We start from the raw sequence: 17,176 nt of genomic DNA, 5'->3' as shown, positions 1-17,176 counted from the left end.
TACCGCCCCCCGCGGGGCCCCACCCCACTCCCGCCCCCGCGTCACCCCCGCCCCGGCCCTCCAGCGCCGGGCGGGCCGAAGTCCTCGCCTTGGGCGGTGGGGTGGCCCGCGGGGCCAGGTCAGCCCCGCCGCCGTCCGAGGCGCCGGGCCGAGGGCGGAACCCCGGGAGCCCAGTCGTGGCCGGGACCCGGCCTTCCAGCGCCGAAGTCCTCGCCTTGGGCGACGGTGTGGCCGGGGCCATGTCAGCCCCGTCGGCGTTTGAGGCGCGGGGCCTGGGGCGGAGCCCCGGGATGCCGGGCGCGGGCCCGCTCCGCCGCCTCGGCGTGATCGGCTTCGGCGGCTGCGGCCCCCGCGGGCGGACCGCACCGCACCGGGCTCCCGCCGCCGGTACCTCCGGGCGCAGCCGCCGCGTCGCGCGGGCGGTGGCCGCGTGAGCGCCGGCGAGCCGCGGCGGCGGGTGCCTGGGCCGGCCAGACCGCGGCCCGGCGACCGGGCCCGCGCCACCGCCCGCCCGGCCTCGCGCCCAGCGACCCGGCGGCCCGCGGGGCCCCGCAAGCCGCACACGATCCGCCTCGGCAGCCCCCGGCCCCGGCTGCGCCTCGTCAGCGTCGGCCTGACCCTGGTCATGCTCGCCTTCGTCGTCCGGCTGCTCCAGGTGCAGGCCGTCGACGCCTCGGCCTTCTCCGCCGCGGCCTCCAAGAACCGCTACACGAGCGTCACCCTGGCCGCCGAGCGCGGGGAGATCACCGACCGCAAGGGCGTGGCCCTCGCGACCAGCGTCGACGCGTACGACATCACCGCCGACCCGAAGATGTTCACCCCGCAGGACAGCAAGGCCCCGGACGCCCCCGAGCAGGCCGCCGCGCTCCTCGCGCCGATCCTCGGCAAGGACGCCAAGGAGCTCACCGAGCTGCTGAAGACGAAGAACACCCGGTACGTGGTCCTGGCCCACCGCCAGACCCCGCAGGTCTGGAACCAGATCAAGGACCTCAAGCGGGTCTTCAAGGAGAAGGCGGCGGCCGACAAGAAGAACAACGGCCCCGGCGCCAACGTCCTGGCCGGCGTCTTCAACGCGGACAGCAGCAAGCGCGTGTACCCGGGCGGCGACCTCGCCGCCGGAATACTGGGCTACGTCAACGCCGACGGCAAGGGCGGCGGCGGCCTGGAGTCCTCCCTCGACAAGAAGCTGTCCGGCAAGGACGGCGAGGTCACCTACGCCCAGTCCGGCGGCCGCCGCGTCCCCACCGCGGGTTCCAGCGAGAAGCCCGCCGTGCCCGGCGAGAACATCGAACTGACCATCGACCGCGACATCCAGTGGGCCGCGCAGAGCGCGATCGCCGAGCAGGTCCAGAAGTCCGAGGCCGACCGCGGCTACGTCATCGTCCAGGACACCGGCACCGGCGAGGTGCTGGCCATGGCCAACGCCCCCGGCTTCGACCCGAACGACCTGACCAGGGCCCGCTCCACCGCCATGGGCAACGCCGCTCTCCAGGACGTGTACGAGCCCGGTTCCACCGCCAAGGTGATGTCGATGGCGGCCGTACTGGAGGAGAAGAAGGCCACCCCGGACACCCACGTCACCGTCCCCAACCGCCTGCACCGCGGGGACCGGCTGTTCAAGGACGACATCGACCACCCGACCTGGTACCTGACCCTCAACGGGGTCCTCGCCAAGTCCTCCAACATCGGCACCATCCTGGCCACGGGTCAGCTCGGTCCCACCCAGCCCGAGGCCAACAAGGTCCTGCACTCGTACCTGACCAAGTTCGGCATCGGGCAGCCCACCGGCCTGGACTACCCCGGTGAATCCCGCGGCATCCTCGCCCAGCCGGAGGAGTGGTCGACTTCCCAGCAGTACACGATTCCTTTCGGCCAGGGCCTGTCCGTCAACGCCATGCAGGCGGCCTCCGTGTACTCGACCATCGCCAACGGCGGGGTCCGCATCGAACCGACCCTGGTCCGCGGCTCCAAGGGCCCCGACGGCCGCTTCACCCCGGCCCCGGCTCCGGCGCAGACCCGCGTGGTCAGCCCGGAGACCGCCAAGACCCTCGCCGAGATGTTGGAATCGGTGGTCGACGACCAGGAGGGCACCGGCACCAAGGCCCGCATCCCCGGCTACCGGGTCGGCGGCAAGACCGGCACCTCCAACCGGGTGGATCCGGCCACCGGCCGCTACAAGGGCTACACGGCGTCCTTCGCCGGCTTCGCGCCCGCCGACAAACCGCGCATCACCGTCTACTGCGCCATCCAGAACCCCACCAAGGGCAGTTACTTCGGCGGCCAGATCTGCGGTCCCATCTACAAGAAGGTCATGGAGTTCGCCCTCAAGACCCTCCAGGTCGCCCCCACCGGAACCGATCCCGCCGGGCTCCCGGTCACCTTCGACCCCGGCCTGCAGCCCGCCCCGCAGCCCAGCCCGCAGCCCAGCCCGCAGCCCGGTCAGTGACCCGCAGCACGGCCGGCCCGCCAGAAACGCGTGAGGCACCATCAGTGACAACGATCACCCCGAAACCCGGGAACCAGTCGGCCGCCGGCGCCGAGGCCGGGCCCTCGCTTCGCAACGGGCCCGCCGCGCCCGGTACGCTCACCGCCGTGTCCCACGCTGATCAGCCCAGAACCACCCAGAAAGACGCCCCGGCAGCGCCGCCGGGGGCGCCCCGGCCGCTGTCCGTCCGCCCGACCCCTCTGGGCGAGCTGGCCGGCCTGCTGGGTCTCCCCGAGCCAGGCGCCACGCGGATCACCGGTATCACGCACGACTCCCGTGCCGTGCGCCCCGGTGACCTGTACGCGGCCCTGCCCGGCGCCAGGCTGCACGGCGCCGACTTCGCCGCCCAGGCGGCCGGACTCGGCGCGGCCGCCGTGCTGACCGATCCGGCGGGCACCGAACGCGCCGCCGCGACCGGGCTGCCGGTGCTCACCGTCGCCGATCCCCGCCGCCGAATGGGCGAGCTCGCCGCCGCGATCTACGGGCGTCCGGGCGAGGACCTGCTCCAGATCGGCATCACCGGCACCTCGGGCAAGACCACCACGGCGTACCTCGTCGAGGGCGGCCTGCGCGCGGCGGGACGTGCGACCGGACTCATCGGCACCGTCGAGATGCGCATCGGCGACGATCGCATCAAGTCCGAACGCACCACCCCCGAGGCCACCGACCTCCAGGCCCTCTTCGCCGTCATGCGCGAACGCGGCGTCGAGGCCGTCGCCATGGAGGTCTCCAGCCACGCCCTGGTGCTGGGCCGGGTCGACGGCTGCGTCTTCGACGTCGCCGTCTTCAACAACCTCAGCCCGGAGCACATGGAGTTCCACTCCGACATGGAGGACTACTTCCAGGCGAAGGCGCAGCTCTTCACCGGGCGCCGCGCCCGCCTCGGCGTGGTCAACGTCGACGACGAGTACGGCCGCCGCCTGGCCAAGGAGGCGGCCGTCCCGGTCGTCACCTTCTCCGCCGAGGGCGACCGGGCCGCCGACTGGCGCGCGCAGGACGTGGTCTTCGGACCGGCGAGCTCCACCCTGACCCTGGTGGGTCCGGACGGACAGCGGGTACGGTCCACCGCGCCGCTGCCCGGCCCGTTCAACGTCGCCAACACCGTCGCGGCGATCGTCACCCTCGCCGCCGCCGGCCTCGACCCGCAGACCGCCGCCGACGGCGTCGCCCAGGTCCCCGGGGTCCCCGGCCGGCTGGAGCGGGTGGACGCCGGACAGCCGTACCTCGCCGTCGTCGACTACGCGCACAAGACGGACGCCGTCGAATCGGTGCTGCGCGCACTGCGCGAGGTCACCACCGGCAAGCTGCACATCGTGCTCGGCTGCGGCGGCGACCGCGACACCACCAAGCGCGGCCCGATGGGCGCCGCGGCCGCCCGGTTCGCCGACGTCGCCGTCCTGACCTCCGACAACCCCCGCTCCGAGGACCCCCTGGCGATCCTCGCCGCGATGCTGGAAGGGGCCGTGTCCGTCCCGCCGGCCGAGCGGGCCGCCGTCCTCGTGGACCCCGACCGGGCCTCGGCCATCGCCGCCGCCGTGGCGCGCGCCGAGCCGGGTGACACCGTGCTGGTGGCGGGCAAGGGCCACGAGCAGGGCCAGGACACCGCGGGGGTCGTACGTACCTTCGACGACCGCATGGTGCTCCGCGCCGCGATCGAACGCCGGCAGGCGGCGCAGGATCACGCCGCGCACGCCGCGCACGCGCACACCGCGCACACTCACGACGCGAACGTCCGACAGGCCGAGGTGAACCAGTGATCGCCCTCTCCCTCGCCGAGATCGCCGACATCACCGGCGGGCGGCCCCACGACATACCGGATCCGTCGGTGCGGATCAGCGGACCCGTCGTCATCGACTCCCGCCAGGTGGAGTCCGGCAGCCTCTTCGCCGCCTTCGACGGCGAGCACGTCGACGGCCACGACTACGCCGAGCGCGCGATCGCCGCGGGCGCCGCGGCCGTCCTCGCGGCCCGGCCCGTCGGCGTGCCCGCCATCGTCGTCCCCGACGTCGAGAAGGCGCTCGGCGCCCTCGCCCGGGCCGTCACCCTGCGCCTGGGCACCGACGTGGTGGCCCTGACCGGTTCCGCCGGCAAGACCTCCACCAAGGACCTCATCGCGCAGGTGCTCCAGGCGCACGCGCCCACCGTATGGACACCGGGCTCCCTCAACAACGAGATCGGGCTGCCCCTCACCGCTCTGCGGGCCACCGAGGAGACCCGGCACCTGGTGCTGGAGATGGGCGCCCGCGGCATCGGACACATCCAGTACCTCACCGGTCTGACCCCGCCGCGCATCGGACTCGTACTCAACGTCGGCAGCGCCCACATCGGCGAGTTCGGCGGCCGCGAGCAGATCGCCCAGGCCAAGGGCGAACTGGTCGAAGCCCTGCCGACCGAGGCCGACGGCGGAGTCGCCGTCCTCAACGCCGACGATCCGCTCGTACGTGCCATGTCCAGCCGCACGAAGGCCCGTACGGTCTTCTTCGGGGAGGACGAAGAGGCCGACGTACGGGCCACCGAGGTCCGGATGACAGCGGGGGGATGCCCCTCCTTCACACTCCACACACCCACCGGGTGCGGCGAAGTGACCTTGCGCCTGTACGGTGAGCACCACGTGTCGAACGCGCTCGCCGCGGCCGCCGTCGCCCATGTACTGGGCATGTCCGTCGAGGAGATCGCCACCGCGCTCTCCGAGGCGGGCACGCTGTCCCGGTGGCGGATGGAGGTCACCGAGCGCGCGGACGGTGTGACGATCGTCAACGACGCCTACAACGCGAATCCCGAGTCCATGCGGGCCGCTCTGCGCGCGCTTGCCGCGATGGGCGGCGCCGCCAGGGCGAACGGGGGACGCACGTGGGCAGTGCTCGGTCCCATGGCCGAGCTCGGTGACGCGTCGCTGGCCGAGCACGACGCGGTGGGACGGCTTGCCGTCCGGCTCAACGTGAGCAAGCTCGTCGCAGTCGGGGGCAGGGAAGCGTCCTGGCTGCAACTGGGCGCATATAACGAGGGTTCGTGGGGTGAGGAGTCGGTGCTCGTGTCCGACGCGCAGGCGGCGATCGACCTGTTGCGCAGTGAACTGCGCCCGGGTGACGTCGTGCTGGTGAAGGCTTCCAGGTCGATCGGCCTGGAGCGGGTCGCGCTGGCGTTGCTGGAGCGCGAGGGCGAGGTCTCCGACCGATGAGGCAGATCCTGTTCGCCGGAGTCATCGGACTCTTCCTGACCCTCGTCGGCACCCCGCTGCTGATCAAGGGTCTGGCCCGCAAGGGCTACGGCCAGTTCATCCGCGACGACGGCCCCCGCGGCCACGCCGGGAAGAAGGGCACGCCCACCATGGGCGGTATCTCCTTCATCCTGGCCACGCTCATCGCGTACGCCCTGACGAAGGTGCTGACGTCCAGCGATCCGTCCTTCTCGGGCGTGCTGGTCCTCTTCCTGATGACGGGCATGGGCCTGGTCGGCTTCCTCGACGACTACATCAAGATCGTCAAGCAGCGCTCGCTGGGCCTTCGGGCCAAGGCGAAGATGGCCGGCCAGCTGATCGTCGGCATCGCCTTCGCGGTGCTCGCGCTCCAGTTCTCGGACGGTCGCGGCAACACCCCGGCCTCCACGAAGCTGTCGTTCGTCACCGACTTCGGCTGGTCGATCGGCCCGGTGCTGTTCGTCGTCTGGGCGCTGTTCATGATCCTGGCGATGTCCAACGGCGTGAACCTGACCGACGGTCTGGACGGCCTGGCCACCGGCGCCGCCGTGATGGTCTTCGGCGCCTACACCTTCATCGGCGTGTGGCAGTACCAGGAGGCGTGCGCCAACGCGCAGACGCTGACCAACCCGGGCGCCTGCTTCGAGGTCCGCGACCCGCTGGACCTCGCGGTCGTCGCCTCCGCCCTGATGGGCGCCTGCTTCGGCTTCCTGTGGTGGAACACCTCGCCCGCCAAGATCTTCATGGGTGACACCGGCTCACTGGCGCTGGGCGGCGCGCTCGCCGGCCTCGCCATCTGCTCGCGCACCGAGCTGCTGGTCGCGCTGCTGGGCGGCCTCTTCGTCCTGATCACCATGTCGGTCGTCATCCAGGTCGGCTCCTTCAAGCTGACCGGGAAGCGCGTCTTCCGCATGGCGCCGCTCCAGCACCACTTCGAACTCAAGGGGTGGTCCGAAGTCCTTGTCGTGGTCCGCTTCTGGATCATCCAGGGCATGTGCGTGATCGTGGGTCTCGGAATCTTCTACGCGGGATGGGCAGCCGACAAGTGACCTCCTGGCACGGCAAGAACATCACCGTCGCCGGTCTCGGCGTGAGCGGCATCAGTGCCGCCCGCGCCCTGGCCGGCCTCGGCGCATCGGTGACCGTCGTCGACGGCGTCGACAGCGAGGCGAACCGGGCCCGCGCCGCCGAGCTGGAGGCGCTGGGGATCTCCGTACGCCTCGGCACGCTGCCCGACGGCGCCTCCGCGGCCGAGACCCTCCCCGAGGGCACCGAACTGGTCGTCACCTCGCCCGGCTGGAAGCCCGGCAGCCCGCTCTTCGAGGCCGCCGCGCGGGCCGGTGTCGAGGTGGTCGGGGACGTGGAGATCGCCTGGCAGCTGCGCGGCCCGAAGGCCGCCCCCTGGCTCGCGATCACCGGGACCAACGGCAAGACCACCACCACCCAGATGCTGGCGTCCATCCTGAAGGCCGCCGGCCTGCGGACCGCGGCCGTCGGCAACATCGGCACCCCGATCATCGACGTGGTGCTCGACGAGGACGCGTACGACGTACTCGCCGTCGAACTCTCCAGCTACCAGCTGCACTGGGCGCCCTCGCTGCGCGCCCACTCGGCGGCCGTGCTCAACCTGGCCCCGGACCACCTGGACTGGCACGGCACGATGGAGGCGTACGCCGCCGACAAGGGCCGCATCTACGAGGGCAACACGGTGGCCTGCGTCTACAACGCGGCCGACCCCCGCACCGAGAAGCTCGTCGAGAACGCCGACGTCGAAGAGGGCTGCCGGGCGATCGGCTTCACCCTCGGCGCCCCCGGCCCCTCCATGCTCGGCGTCGTCGACGGCATCCTCGTCGACCGTGCCTTCGTGGAGAACCGGCAGAAGAACGCCCAGGAGCTCGCGCAGGTCGAGGACGTCAACCCGCCCGCCCCGCACAACATCGCCAACGCGCTCGCCGCGGCGGCCCTGGCCCGCGCCTTCGGCGTGGAGCCGCGTGCGGTCCGCGACGGGCTGCGCGACTTCCGCCCGGACGCGCACCGCGTCGCGTACGTGGACGAGATCGCCTCCGTCACGTACATCGACGACTCCAAAGCCACCAACACGCACGCGGCCGAGGCTTCGCTCGCCGCCTTCGAGCCGGTCGTCTGGATCGCCGGCGGCCTCGCCAAGGGCGCGACCTTCGACGAGCTCGTACAGAAGTCGGCCGAGCGGCTGCGCGGTGTGGTGCTCATGGGCGCCGACCGGGCCCTGATCGCCGAGGCGCTGGCGCGACACGCCCCCGAGGTACCGGTGGTCGACCTCGACCGGACCGACACTGGGGCGATGCTCGCAGCGGTCCGGGAAGCGGCCCGGCTCGCCGAGCCCGGCGACACGGTCCTGCTGGCGCCCGCCTGCGCCTCGATGGACATGTTCGCGAACTACAACAAGCGTGGGGACGCATTCGCCGACGCGGTGCGCGAACTGGCCGCCGAGAGCGCCTAGGCCGAGGGCTCCAGGAGAGAGGTTCCCTCCGGCCGGCTGCTCGCCTCGTACGAGTGGAGGGGAAGATCACAGATGCCGGCCAAGCAAGTGCTGCCGGGGCGACGGCCGTCCGCGGTGAAGGAACGGGGCCGGGCGCGCCCGGTGGTGCGTGTGAAGCGGCCCGCGGCGCGCGGGCCGCTGACGCGGTTGCGGCGTACGCAGCAGCAGTTGCGCAAGGCATGGGACCGGCCGCTCACCGCGTATTACCTGATTTTCGGCAGCTCGCTGCTCATCACCGTGCTCGGCCTCGTGATGGTCTACTCGGCCTCCATGATCAAGGCGCTCCAGCTCGGCCTCGGCGACGCGTACTTCTTCAAGAAGCAGTTCGTGGCCGCCCTGCTGGGGGCCGGGCTGTTGCTGATCGCCTCCCGGATGCCGGTCAAACTGCACCGGGCGCTGTCCTATCCGGTGCTCGCAGGCACGCTCTTCCTGATGGTCCTGGTCCAGATCCCCGGGATAGGAGTGTCGATCAACGGCAACCAGAACTGGATCTCCCTCGGCGGTCCGTTCATGTTGCAGCCCAGCGAGTTCGGCAAACTGGCCCTGATCCTGTGGGGCGCCGACCTGCTGGCGCGCAAGGGCGACAAGGGGCTGCTGAGCCAGTGGAAGCACCTGCTGGTGCCGCTGGTTCCGGTGGCCTTCCTGCTGCTCGGGCTCATCATGCTGGGCGGGGACATGGGCACCGCGATGATCCTCGGCGCCATCCTGTTCGGCCTGCTGTGGCTGGCGGGGGCTCCGACACGGCTGTTCGTGGGGGTGCTGGCCTTCGCGGGCGTGATCGTCGCACTGCTGATCAAGACCAGTCCGCACCGCATGGACCGGCTGGCCTGCCTCGGCGCGACAGAACCGGGCAAGAACGACCTTTGCTGGCAGGCCGTCCACGGGATCTACGCCCTGGCGTCCGGCGGATGGTTCGGTTCCGGCCTGGGTGCGAGTGTGGAAAAATGGGGGCAACTACCCGAAGCCCACACCGACTTCATCTTCGCCATCACCGGGGAGGAACTGGGACTGGCGGGGACGCTGTCGGTGCTCGCCCTGTTTGCGGCTCTAGGCTATGCGGGTATCCGCGTGGCCGGACGCACGGAGGACTCCTTCGTACGGTTTGCCGCGGGAGGCGTGACAACCTGGATCACGGCGCAGGCTGTGATCAACATCGGTGCGGTGCTCGGCCTGCTGCCGATCGCCGGAGTCCCGCTCCCGCTGTTCTCCTACGGAGGGTCAGCCCTGCTGCCGACCATGTTCGCGGTCGGACTGCTCATCGCCTTCGCGCGGGAAGAGCCGGCGGCGCGTGCGGCCCTCGCGATGCGACAGCCGAAGACCGGCTGGAAGCGGACCGGGGTGAGATGGAAATCGATGAGACGGCGCGTCAAGAAGCGTCCGTCCGGAGAGCGGTGAATTTCGGTGCATGTCGTACTCGCCGGTGGGGGGACCGCCGGCCACATTGAGCCGGCGCTCGCCCTCGCGGACGCCCTGCGCAGGCAGGACCCTTCAGTGGGCATCACCGCCCTCGGCACGGAGCGCGGACTTGAAACCCGCCTGGTGCCGGAGCGCGGCTACGAACTGGGGCTGATCCCCGCCGTACCGCTGCCCCGCAAACCGACCCCGGAGCTGATCACCGTTCCGGGCCGGCTACGCGGCACCATCAAGGCCGCCGAGCAGATCCTGGAGCGCACCAAGGCCGACTGTGTCGTCGGCTTCGGCGGCTACGTGGCCCTGCCCGGCTACCTCGCGGCCAAGCGGCTCGGAGTGCCGATCATCGTCCACGAGGCCAACGCCCGGCCCGGGCTGGCCAACAAGATCGGCTCCCGGTACGCGCACGCCGTCGCGGTCTCGACCCCCGACAGCAAGCTGCGCGGCGCCCGCTACGTGGGCATCCCGCTGCGGCGCTCGATCTCCACCCTCGACCGGGCGGCGGTCCGCCCCGAGGCGCGCGCCGCCTTCGGCCTGGACCCCAACCTGCCGACGCTGCTGGTCTCCGGCGGCTCGCAGGGCGCCCGCCGCCTCAACGAGGTGATCCAGCAGGTCGCGCCGACCCTCCAGCGGTCCGGGATCCAGATCCTGCACGCCGTAGGGCCGAAGAACGAACTGCCGCGTGTCGACAACATGCCCGGGATGCCGCCGTATGTACCGGTACCGTACGTGGACCGGATGGATCTCGCCTACGCCGCCGCCGACATGATGCTGTGTCGCGCGGGCGCGATGACCGTCGCCGAACTGTCCGCCGTCGGGCTCCCCGCCGCCTACGTCCCGCTGCCGATCGGCAACGGCGAACAGCGGCTCAACGCCCAGCCGGTGGTCAAGGCCGGCGGCGGCCTGCTCGTGGACGACGCCGAACTGACGCCCGAGTGGGTGCTCGGTCAGGTCCTTCCGGTGCTGTCCGATCCGCACCGCCTGTACGAGATGTCCCGCGCCGCGGGCGAGTTCGGGCGCCGGGATGCCGACGAGCTGCTGGTCGGCATGGTGTACGAGGCGATCGCGGCCCACAGAGCCCGCTGACGCGGGAAGCACTGACGCAGGAGGCACAGGAGTGGCCGGAGCGACGACCGCCCAGCGCGGTACCCCAGGCTCTGACCGGTCTGCCCGCAAGGGCTCCGGCTCTCCCAGGCCGCCCAAGTCCTCGAAGCCGTCCAGGTTCCCGAGGTTGCCGAGCTTCACGAAGTCGTCGAAGCCGTCGAAGAGCTCCGGCCCGGAGGGCCCCGGCACGCGCCTGCGCCGGGGCCCCGCGCTCGCCCTTCTCGTCGTCGCGGTGATCCTCGCCGGGGGCTGCGCCTGGGTGCTCTACGGCTCCTCCTGGCTCCGGGTCGAGAAGGTCACCACCACCGGTACCGAGGTGCTCAGCCGCGAGCAGGTCCTGTCCGCCGCGGCCGTTCCGGTCGGAGCGCCCCTGGTGAGCATCGACACGGACGAGATCGAGAGCCGGGTCCGCGGCCGGCTGCCCCGTATCGATTCGGTCGACGTGGTGCGGGCCTGGCCTCATGGAATCGGGCTGAAAGTGACGGAACGCAAACCTGTCCTGCTCATCAAAAAGGACAGCGACTTCGTGGAAGTGGACGCTTCCGGTGTGCGATTCGACACGGTTCCGAAAGCACCCGCGGGTGTTCCGGTCCTCGAATTGCAGGCGGGGCAGTCCCCGAGTGCCCGCCGCTTCGACGAAGAGCGGCTGCTGCACGAGGCCGTGCGCGTCGCCGCGGGCCTCCCGGAGGCGATCTCCGAGGAGACCGTGCAGGTCAAGGTGGGGTCGTACGACTCGGTCGTGCTGGAGTTGACCCGCGGCCGGACGGTCATGTGGGGAAGCGGCGAACAGAGCGACGCCAAGGGGCGCGCGCTGACCGCCTTGCTGAAAGCCGCGCCCAAGGGCGACCACTTCAACGTGAGCGTCCCCACCGCCCCTGCCGTGTCCGGGAGTTGACTCCGGGCCGAACGCCGACGCACCCTGGTTGGCCAGCGATACGGGTGATCACATAGGGTGAAAAGAAAAACGGGAGGTTCGGCGTGTTCGTTGAACACGCACTACTTGTCGACTTAGTGTCCTGTTCGGAAGAGTCCATGGAACAGGCACACCCCTAACCCTAAACTTCAGGGTTAGGGTTCGGGTCGGCGCGTTCGGACCGTCCCCATTTCGGCATCAGTCGTCGCAACGCAGGCCCGCGAGGCGGCGACACGTAACTCGAGGCGAGAGGCCTTCGACGTGGCAGCACCGCAGAACTACCTCGCAGTCATCAAGGTCATCGGTGTCGGCGGCGGTGGTGTCAATGCCATCAACCGAATGATCGAGGTCGGTCTCAAGGGCGTCGAGTTCATCGCCATCAACACGGACGCCCAGGCGCTGTTGATGAGCGACGCCGACGTCAAGCTCGACGTCGGCCGCGAACTCACCCGGGGCCTCGGCGCCGGCGCCAATCCGGCCGTCGGTCGCAAGGCGGCAGAGGACCACCGCGAGGAGATCGAGGAGGTCCTCAAGGGGGCCGACATGGTCTTCGTCACCGCCGGTGAGGGCGGCGGGACCGGCACCGGCGGCGCACCCGTCGTGGCCAACATCGCGCGCTCCCTGGGAGCCCTGACGATCGGTGTGGTCACCCGGCCGTTCACCTTCGAGGGCCGGCGCCGCGCGAACCAGGCGGAGGACGGCATCGCCGAGCTCCGCGAAGAGGTCGACACCCTCATCGTCATCCCCAACGACCGGCTGCTGTCCATCTCGGACCGCCAGGTCAGCGTGCTGGACGCCTTCAAGTCGGCCGACCAGGTCCTGCTCTCCGGCGTCCAGGGCATCACCGATCTCATCACCACCCCCGGCCTGATCAACCTCGACTTCGCCGACGTCAAGTCCGTGATGTCGGAGGCCGGCTCGGCCCTCATGGGCATCGGCTCGGCCCGCGGCGACGACCGCGCGGTGGCCGCCGCCGAAATGGCCATCTCCTCGCCGCTGCTGGAGGCGTCCATCGACGGCGCCCGTGGCGTGCTGCTCTCCATCTCCGGTGGCTCGGACCTCGGTCTCTTCGAGATCAACGAGGCCGCGCAGCTGGTGAGCGAGGCCGCGCACCCCGAGGCGAACATCATCTTCGGCGCCGTCATCGACGACGCGCTCGGCGACGAGGTGCGGGTCACCGTCATCGCGGCCGGGTTCGACGGCGGACAGCCGCCGGCCCGCCGGGACAACGTCATCGGCGCCGCGTCCACGAAGCGCGAGGAGCCCGCACCGGCTCCGGTCCGCGCGCCCGAGCCGGTCCGCCCGGCCTTCGGGGGACTCGGCTCGGTCACCCCGCGTGAGGACCCCCCGGCTCCGGTCGAGGCGGCCCCGGTCGAGGCCCAGAGCACGCCGCCGCAGGTCCCGACGGCCCGTCCGTACCAGGACAGCCCGGCCGAAGAGCTGGATGTCCCGGACTTCTTGAAGTGACACTGGGGCAGCACATCGAGAGCGGCGCCCACTTCGCCTTCACCGACCGGTGGGGCGGGGTGAGCGCCGTTCCGTACGAGGAGCTCAATCTCGGCGGCGCGGTCGGAGACGACCCGGCCGCCGTTCTCGCGAACCGGGAGACCGCGGCGAAGTCCCTGGGACTGGACCCGGACCGGGTGGTCTGGATGAACCAGGTGCACGGCCGGGACGTGGCGGTGGTCGACGGCCCCTGGGGGTCCGACGCGCAGGTCCCTTCCGTTGACGCGGTGGTGACCGCCCGTCGGGGGCTCGCCCTGGCGGTGCTCACCGCCGACTGCACCCCCGTCCTGCTGGCCGACCCCGTGGCCGGTGTCGCGGGTGCGGCTCACGCCGGGCGGCCCGGACTGGTCGCGGGGGTGGTGCCCGCGGCGGTCGGGGCGATGGTCTCCCTCGGAGCGGAGCCGGGGCGGATCGTCGCCCGCACCGGACCCGCGGTGTGCGGGCGCTGCTACGAAGTGCCCGCCGAGATGCGGCAAGCGGTCGCCGAGGTGGTGCCCGCCGCGTGGGCCGAGACCAGCTGGGGGACGCCGTCCGTCGACGTCGTCGCGGGAGTGCACGCCCAGCTCGCCGAGGCGGGGGTGACGAACCTGCACCGCTCCCCGGTCTGCACACTGGAGTCGCGGGACCACTTCTCGTACCGCCGTGACCGGGTGACCGGGCGGCTTGCCGGATACGTCTGGCTGGACACTGTGTCTTCCCGGGGGACGGCCCCCGGACCCCCGGCAGGAATAGATTCATGACAGAGCGCAAGTCGGAGCTCGCCGAGAACCTCGGGCGGGTGGAGGAACGTATCTTGTCCGCCTGCACGGCGGCGGGACGCGAGCGGGAAGAGGTGACGCTCATCGTGGTCACCAAGACCTACCCCGCGAGCGACGTACGACTGCTGGCGGACCTGGGTGTCCGTCATGTTGCGGAAAATCGCGACCAGGACGCCGCCCCCAAGGCCGCGGCCTGCACGGAACTGCCGCTCAGCTGGCACTTCGTCGGTCAGTTGCAGACGAACAAAGTCCGTTCCGTGGCGGGATACGCGCATGTGGTGCAGTCGGTCGACCGGCCCAGGCTCGTGACCGCTCTCTCGGCGGCGGCCTCGAACGCGGGGCGGGAGCTCGGCTGTCTCGTGCAGATCGCCCTCGACGCCGAATCGGGGGAGCGCGGCGCCCGCGGCGGCGCGGCGCCGGAGCAGCTCGCCGAGTTGGCGGACCTCGTGGCCGCTGCGCCCGGACTGAGGATCGACGGACTGATGACCGTGGCCCCGCTGTCCGGTCCGTACGCGGGGCGCGAACAGGCCGCATTCGAGCGTCTGGTGGAATTGTCATCCCGCCTGCGCGCGGACCATCCGGCTGCCACGATGGTGTCTGCCGGGATGAGCGCGGACCTGGAACAGGCCATTGCGGCCGGTGCGACACATGTACGCGTCGGCACTGCGGTACTCGGCGCGAGACCCGGGCTCGGGTAACGTCGCGAAGAAAGTCGGACCACAGCAGAAAATATGGTCATTCCCGCAGATGTGCGGACAGACCACGTGGATCGCGGGCAGTTGGTGACTTTGGTGACACACAGCAACACCTGCGACAGGGCGATCCACCACAGAGCGGAGGACTCAGAGAATGGCCGGCGCGATGCGCAAGATGGCGGTCTACCTCGGCCTCGTGGAGGACGACCGGTACGACAACCCGGGGTACGACCCCGACGACGAATTCGAGCCCGAGCCGGAACCGGAGCGAGCCCGAGACCGGGATCGTCGACAGTCGCCGGTGCACCAACCACCCGTAACGGACGAACCGGTACGAGCAGTACAGCCCCCGGCGCAACGGGAACCCATCCCATTGCCGGTGGAAAACGGACGTCCTGCGCGAATCGCCCCCGTGGCATCCATCACACCTGAACGCACCAACATGGAGAAGAACGCCCCCGTGATCATGCCCAAGGTCGTCTCCGAGCGGGAGCCGTACCGCATCACGACGCTGCACCCGCGGACGTACAACGAGGCCCGTACCATCGGGGAACACTTCCGTGAGGGCACTCCGGTGATCATGAATCTGACGGAGATGGACGACACGGACGCCAAGCGTCTCGTGGACTTCGCCGCCGGTCTCGTCTTCGGCCTGCACGGCAGCATTGAACGCGTGACACAGAAGGTGTTCCTGCTGTCGCCTGCTAACGTCGATGTCACGGCGGAGGACAAGGCCCGCATCGCGGAGGGCGGGTTCTTCAACCAAAGCTAGACCGATCCGTCAGACACGGGACCGGGAACAGAGCGGAAGCAGGGGAGAGGGAAGCGCGGGATGGGTGTCGCACTGCAAGTGGTCTACATCGCGCTGATGTGCTTCCTCATCGTGCTGATCTTCCGACTGGTCATGGATTACGTGTTCCAGTTCGCACGTTCATGGACACCCGGCAAGGCGATGGTGGTCGTTCTGGAGGCCACCTACACTGTCACCGATCCACCGCTCAAGCTTCTTCGGCGGTTCATCCCGCCGTTGCGTCTCGGGGGCGTGGCACTCGACCTGTCCTTCTTCGTTCTGATGATCATCGTTTACATCCTCATCAGTTTCGTGAGCACCGCTGCGAGAAGCGTGTGAACGATGTGCTTCCCCGCGGGCGCGGGGACAGTCCCGATACGGTCTTGCCGACTGCCGACGACTACGTAGAGGTGAAGAAGACATGCCGCTGACTCCCGAGGACGTGCGGAACAAGCAGTTCACGACCGTCCGCCTCCGAGAAGGCTATGACGAGGACGAGGTCGATGCCTTCCTCGACGAGGTCGAGTCCGAACTGACGCGCCTGCTGCGCGAGAACGAGGACCTGCGCGCCAAGCTGGCGGCCGCCACGCGTGCCGCCGCGCAGAACCAGCAGCAGCAGGGCATGCGCAAGCCGGAACCCCAGGACCAGCGCGGCCCCGGCGCCCCCGTGCCCGCGGCCATATCCGGCCCGCCGCAGCAGCAGCAGCAGCAGATGGGCCCGCCCCAGCTTCCGGGCGGTCAGCCGCAGCTGCCGGCCGGTCCCGGGGGACACGGACCGCAGGGTCCGGGCCCGATGGGCGGCCCCATGCAGCAGCACCCCATGGGCGGACCGCAGGGGATGCAGCAGCAGGGGATGGGCCAGCAGCAGGGCATGGGCCAGCAGCAGTCCATGGGCGGCCAGAACCCGCTCGGGCAGCAGATGGGCCAGCAGATGCAGCCGATGGGGCAGCAGATGCAGCCCATGGGCCAGCAGATGCACCAGCAGCAGCAGCACCAGCAGCTTCCGCAGCAGGGCCCCGGTGGCGACAGCGCCGCCCGCGTCCTGTCGCTGGCGCAGCAGACCGCCGACCAGGCGATCGCGGAGGCCCGTTCCGAGGCCAACAAGATCGTCGGCGAGGCCCGTTCGCGTGCCGAGGGCCTGGAGCGGGACGCCCGCGCCAAGGCCGACGCGCTGGAGCGGGACGCGCAGGAGAAGCACCGCGTCGCGATGGGCTCCCTGGAGTCCGCCCGCGCCACGCTGGAGCGCAAGGTCGAGGACCTGCGAGGCTTCGAGCGTGAGTACCGGACGCGCCTGAAGTCCTACCTGGAGTCGCAGCTGCGTCAGCTGGAGACCCAGGCCGACGACTCCCTGGCTCCGCCGCGCAACTCGGGCGCGCCCTCGCTGCCGCCGTCGCCGTCGATGGCCCCGGCCGGAGCGATGGGCCACTCGATGGGGAACCCGTCGATGGGCGGCCCGTCCCCCATGGGCGGTCCCTCCCCGATGGGCGGCCCGTCGTACGGCGGCCAGCAGCAGATGTCCCCGGCGATGACGCAGCCGATGGCTCCGGTGCGGCCGGCTGCGCCGCAGCCGATGCAGCAGGCGCCGTCTCCCATGCGGGGCTTTCTGATCGACGAGGACGACAACTAGGCGCGGCCGTCTGTCGGCAGTCGCCTTTCGGGCCGGGCCCGGATCCCCTACGGGGGCTCCGGGCCCGGCCCGTTCCCGTGGGCGGGTGCGGTGCCGGTGCCGGTGCTGCGGGGCTGCCGGTGGCGGGCTCAAGACCGGGGCTCCGCCCCGAGCCCCGCGCCTCAAACGCCGGCG

14 protein-coding genes are annotated in these 17,176 nt (G+C 70.9%); all 14 read left to right on the top strand.

Annotated elements, in window-relative coordinates:
- Window positions 1–430 precede the first annotated feature (430 nt).
- Window positions 431–2,446, top strand: coding sequence for a penicillin-binding protein 2 (locus ABZX75_RS20780; RefSeq protein ID WP_355412542.1), 2,016 nt, complete (start codon window positions 431–433; stop codon window positions 2,444–2,446).
- A 44-nt stretch (window positions 2,447–2,490) separates the two neighbouring features.
- Window positions 2,491–4,242, top strand: coding sequence for a UDP-N-acetylmuramoyl-L-alanyl-D-glutamate--2,6-diaminopimelate ligase (locus tag ABZX75_RS20775; RefSeq protein WP_355412540.1), 1,752 nt, complete (start codon window positions 2,491–2,493; stop codon window positions 4,240–4,242).
- Complete coding sequence (murF, locus tag ABZX75_RS20770; RefSeq protein ID WP_355412538.1) at window positions 4,239–5,663, top strand: UDP-N-acetylmuramoyl-tripeptide--D-alanyl-D-alanine ligase; 1,425 nt, start codon at window positions 4,239–4,241, stop codon at window positions 5,661–5,663. Before ABZX75_RS20775 ends, murF begins: the two co-directional genes overlap by 4 nt.
- Window positions 5,660–6,730 (top strand): phospho-N-acetylmuramoyl-pentapeptide-transferase, encoded by a 1,071-nt coding sequence (mraY, locus tag ABZX75_RS20765; RefSeq protein ID WP_355412536.1) that lies wholly within the window; start codon window positions 5,660–5,662, stop codon window positions 6,728–6,730. The genes murF and mraY overlap by 4 nt, the downstream gene beginning before the upstream one ends.
- Window positions 6,712–8,160, top strand: coding sequence for a UDP-N-acetylmuramoyl-L-alanine--D-glutamate ligase (gene murD, locus ABZX75_RS20760; RefSeq protein WP_355412534.1), 1,449 nt, complete (start codon window positions 6,712–6,714; stop codon window positions 8,158–8,160). The genes mraY and murD overlap by 19 nt, the downstream gene beginning before the upstream one ends.
- Window positions 8,161–8,232: 72 nt before the next feature.
- Complete coding sequence (gene ftsW / locus ABZX75_RS20755; protein WP_355412532.1) at window positions 8,233–9,594, top strand: putative lipid II flippase FtsW; 1,362 nt, start codon at window positions 8,233–8,235, stop codon at window positions 9,592–9,594.
- A gap of 6 nt (window positions 9,595–9,600) precedes the next feature.
- The gene (gene murG / locus ABZX75_RS20750; protein WP_355412530.1) at window positions 9,601–10,695 is read left to right on the top strand and encodes an undecaprenyldiphospho-muramoylpentapeptide beta-N-acetylglucosaminyltransferase; all 1,095 of its coding nucleotides are present in this window, start codon (window positions 9,601–9,603) and stop codon (window positions 10,693–10,695) included.
- A 145-nt stretch (window positions 10,696–10,840) separates the two neighbouring features.
- Window positions 10,841–11,608, top strand: a complete 768-nt coding sequence (locus ABZX75_RS20745; RefSeq protein WP_355412528.1) for an FtsQ-type POTRA domain-containing protein — start codon at window positions 10,841–10,843, stop codon at window positions 11,606–11,608.
- Window positions 11,609–11,887: 279 nt separating this feature from the next.
- A complete protein-coding gene (gene ftsZ / locus ABZX75_RS20740; RefSeq protein ID WP_355412526.1) occupies window positions 11,888–13,093 on the top strand; it encodes a cell division protein FtsZ in 1,206 nt (401 codons plus the stop codon).
- Complete coding sequence (pgeF, locus tag ABZX75_RS20735) at window positions 13,090–13,872, top strand: peptidoglycan editing factor PgeF (RefSeq protein WP_355412524.1); 783 nt, start codon at window positions 13,090–13,092, stop codon at window positions 13,870–13,872. Before ftsZ ends, pgeF begins: the two co-directional genes overlap by 4 nt.
- On the top strand, window positions 13,869–14,588 hold the full coding sequence (locus tag ABZX75_RS20730) for a YggS family pyridoxal phosphate-dependent enzyme (RefSeq protein WP_355412522.1): 720 nt from the start codon (window positions 13,869–13,871) through the stop codon (window positions 14,586–14,588). The genes pgeF and ABZX75_RS20730 overlap by 4 nt, the downstream gene beginning before the upstream one ends.
- Before the next feature lie 151 nt (window positions 14,589–14,739).
- On the top strand, window positions 14,740–15,357 hold the full coding sequence (gene sepF / locus ABZX75_RS20725; RefSeq protein ID WP_355412520.1) for a cell division protein SepF: 618 nt from the start codon (window positions 14,740–14,742) through the stop codon (window positions 15,355–15,357).
- Between the two features lie 60 nt (window positions 15,358–15,417).
- Window positions 15,418–15,714 (top strand): YggT family protein, encoded by a 297-nt coding sequence (locus ABZX75_RS20720; RefSeq protein WP_030155988.1) that lies wholly within the window; start codon window positions 15,418–15,420, stop codon window positions 15,712–15,714.
- Window positions 15,715–15,796: 82 nt separating this feature from the next.
- Window positions 15,797–17,002 (top strand): DivIVA domain-containing protein, encoded by a 1,206-nt coding sequence (locus ABZX75_RS20715; protein WP_355412517.1) that lies wholly within the window; start codon window positions 15,797–15,799, stop codon window positions 17,000–17,002.
- Window positions 17,003–17,176 lie beyond the last annotated feature (174 nt).

This window comes from Streptomyces sp. NPDC003038 (assembly GCF_040611115.1).
GTDB lineage: Bacteria > Actinomycetota > Actinomycetes > Streptomycetales > Streptomycetaceae > Streptomyces.
The sequence above is the reverse complement of the archived record's forward strand: the minus strand, read 5'-3'. Positions and strand labels throughout refer to the sequence as shown.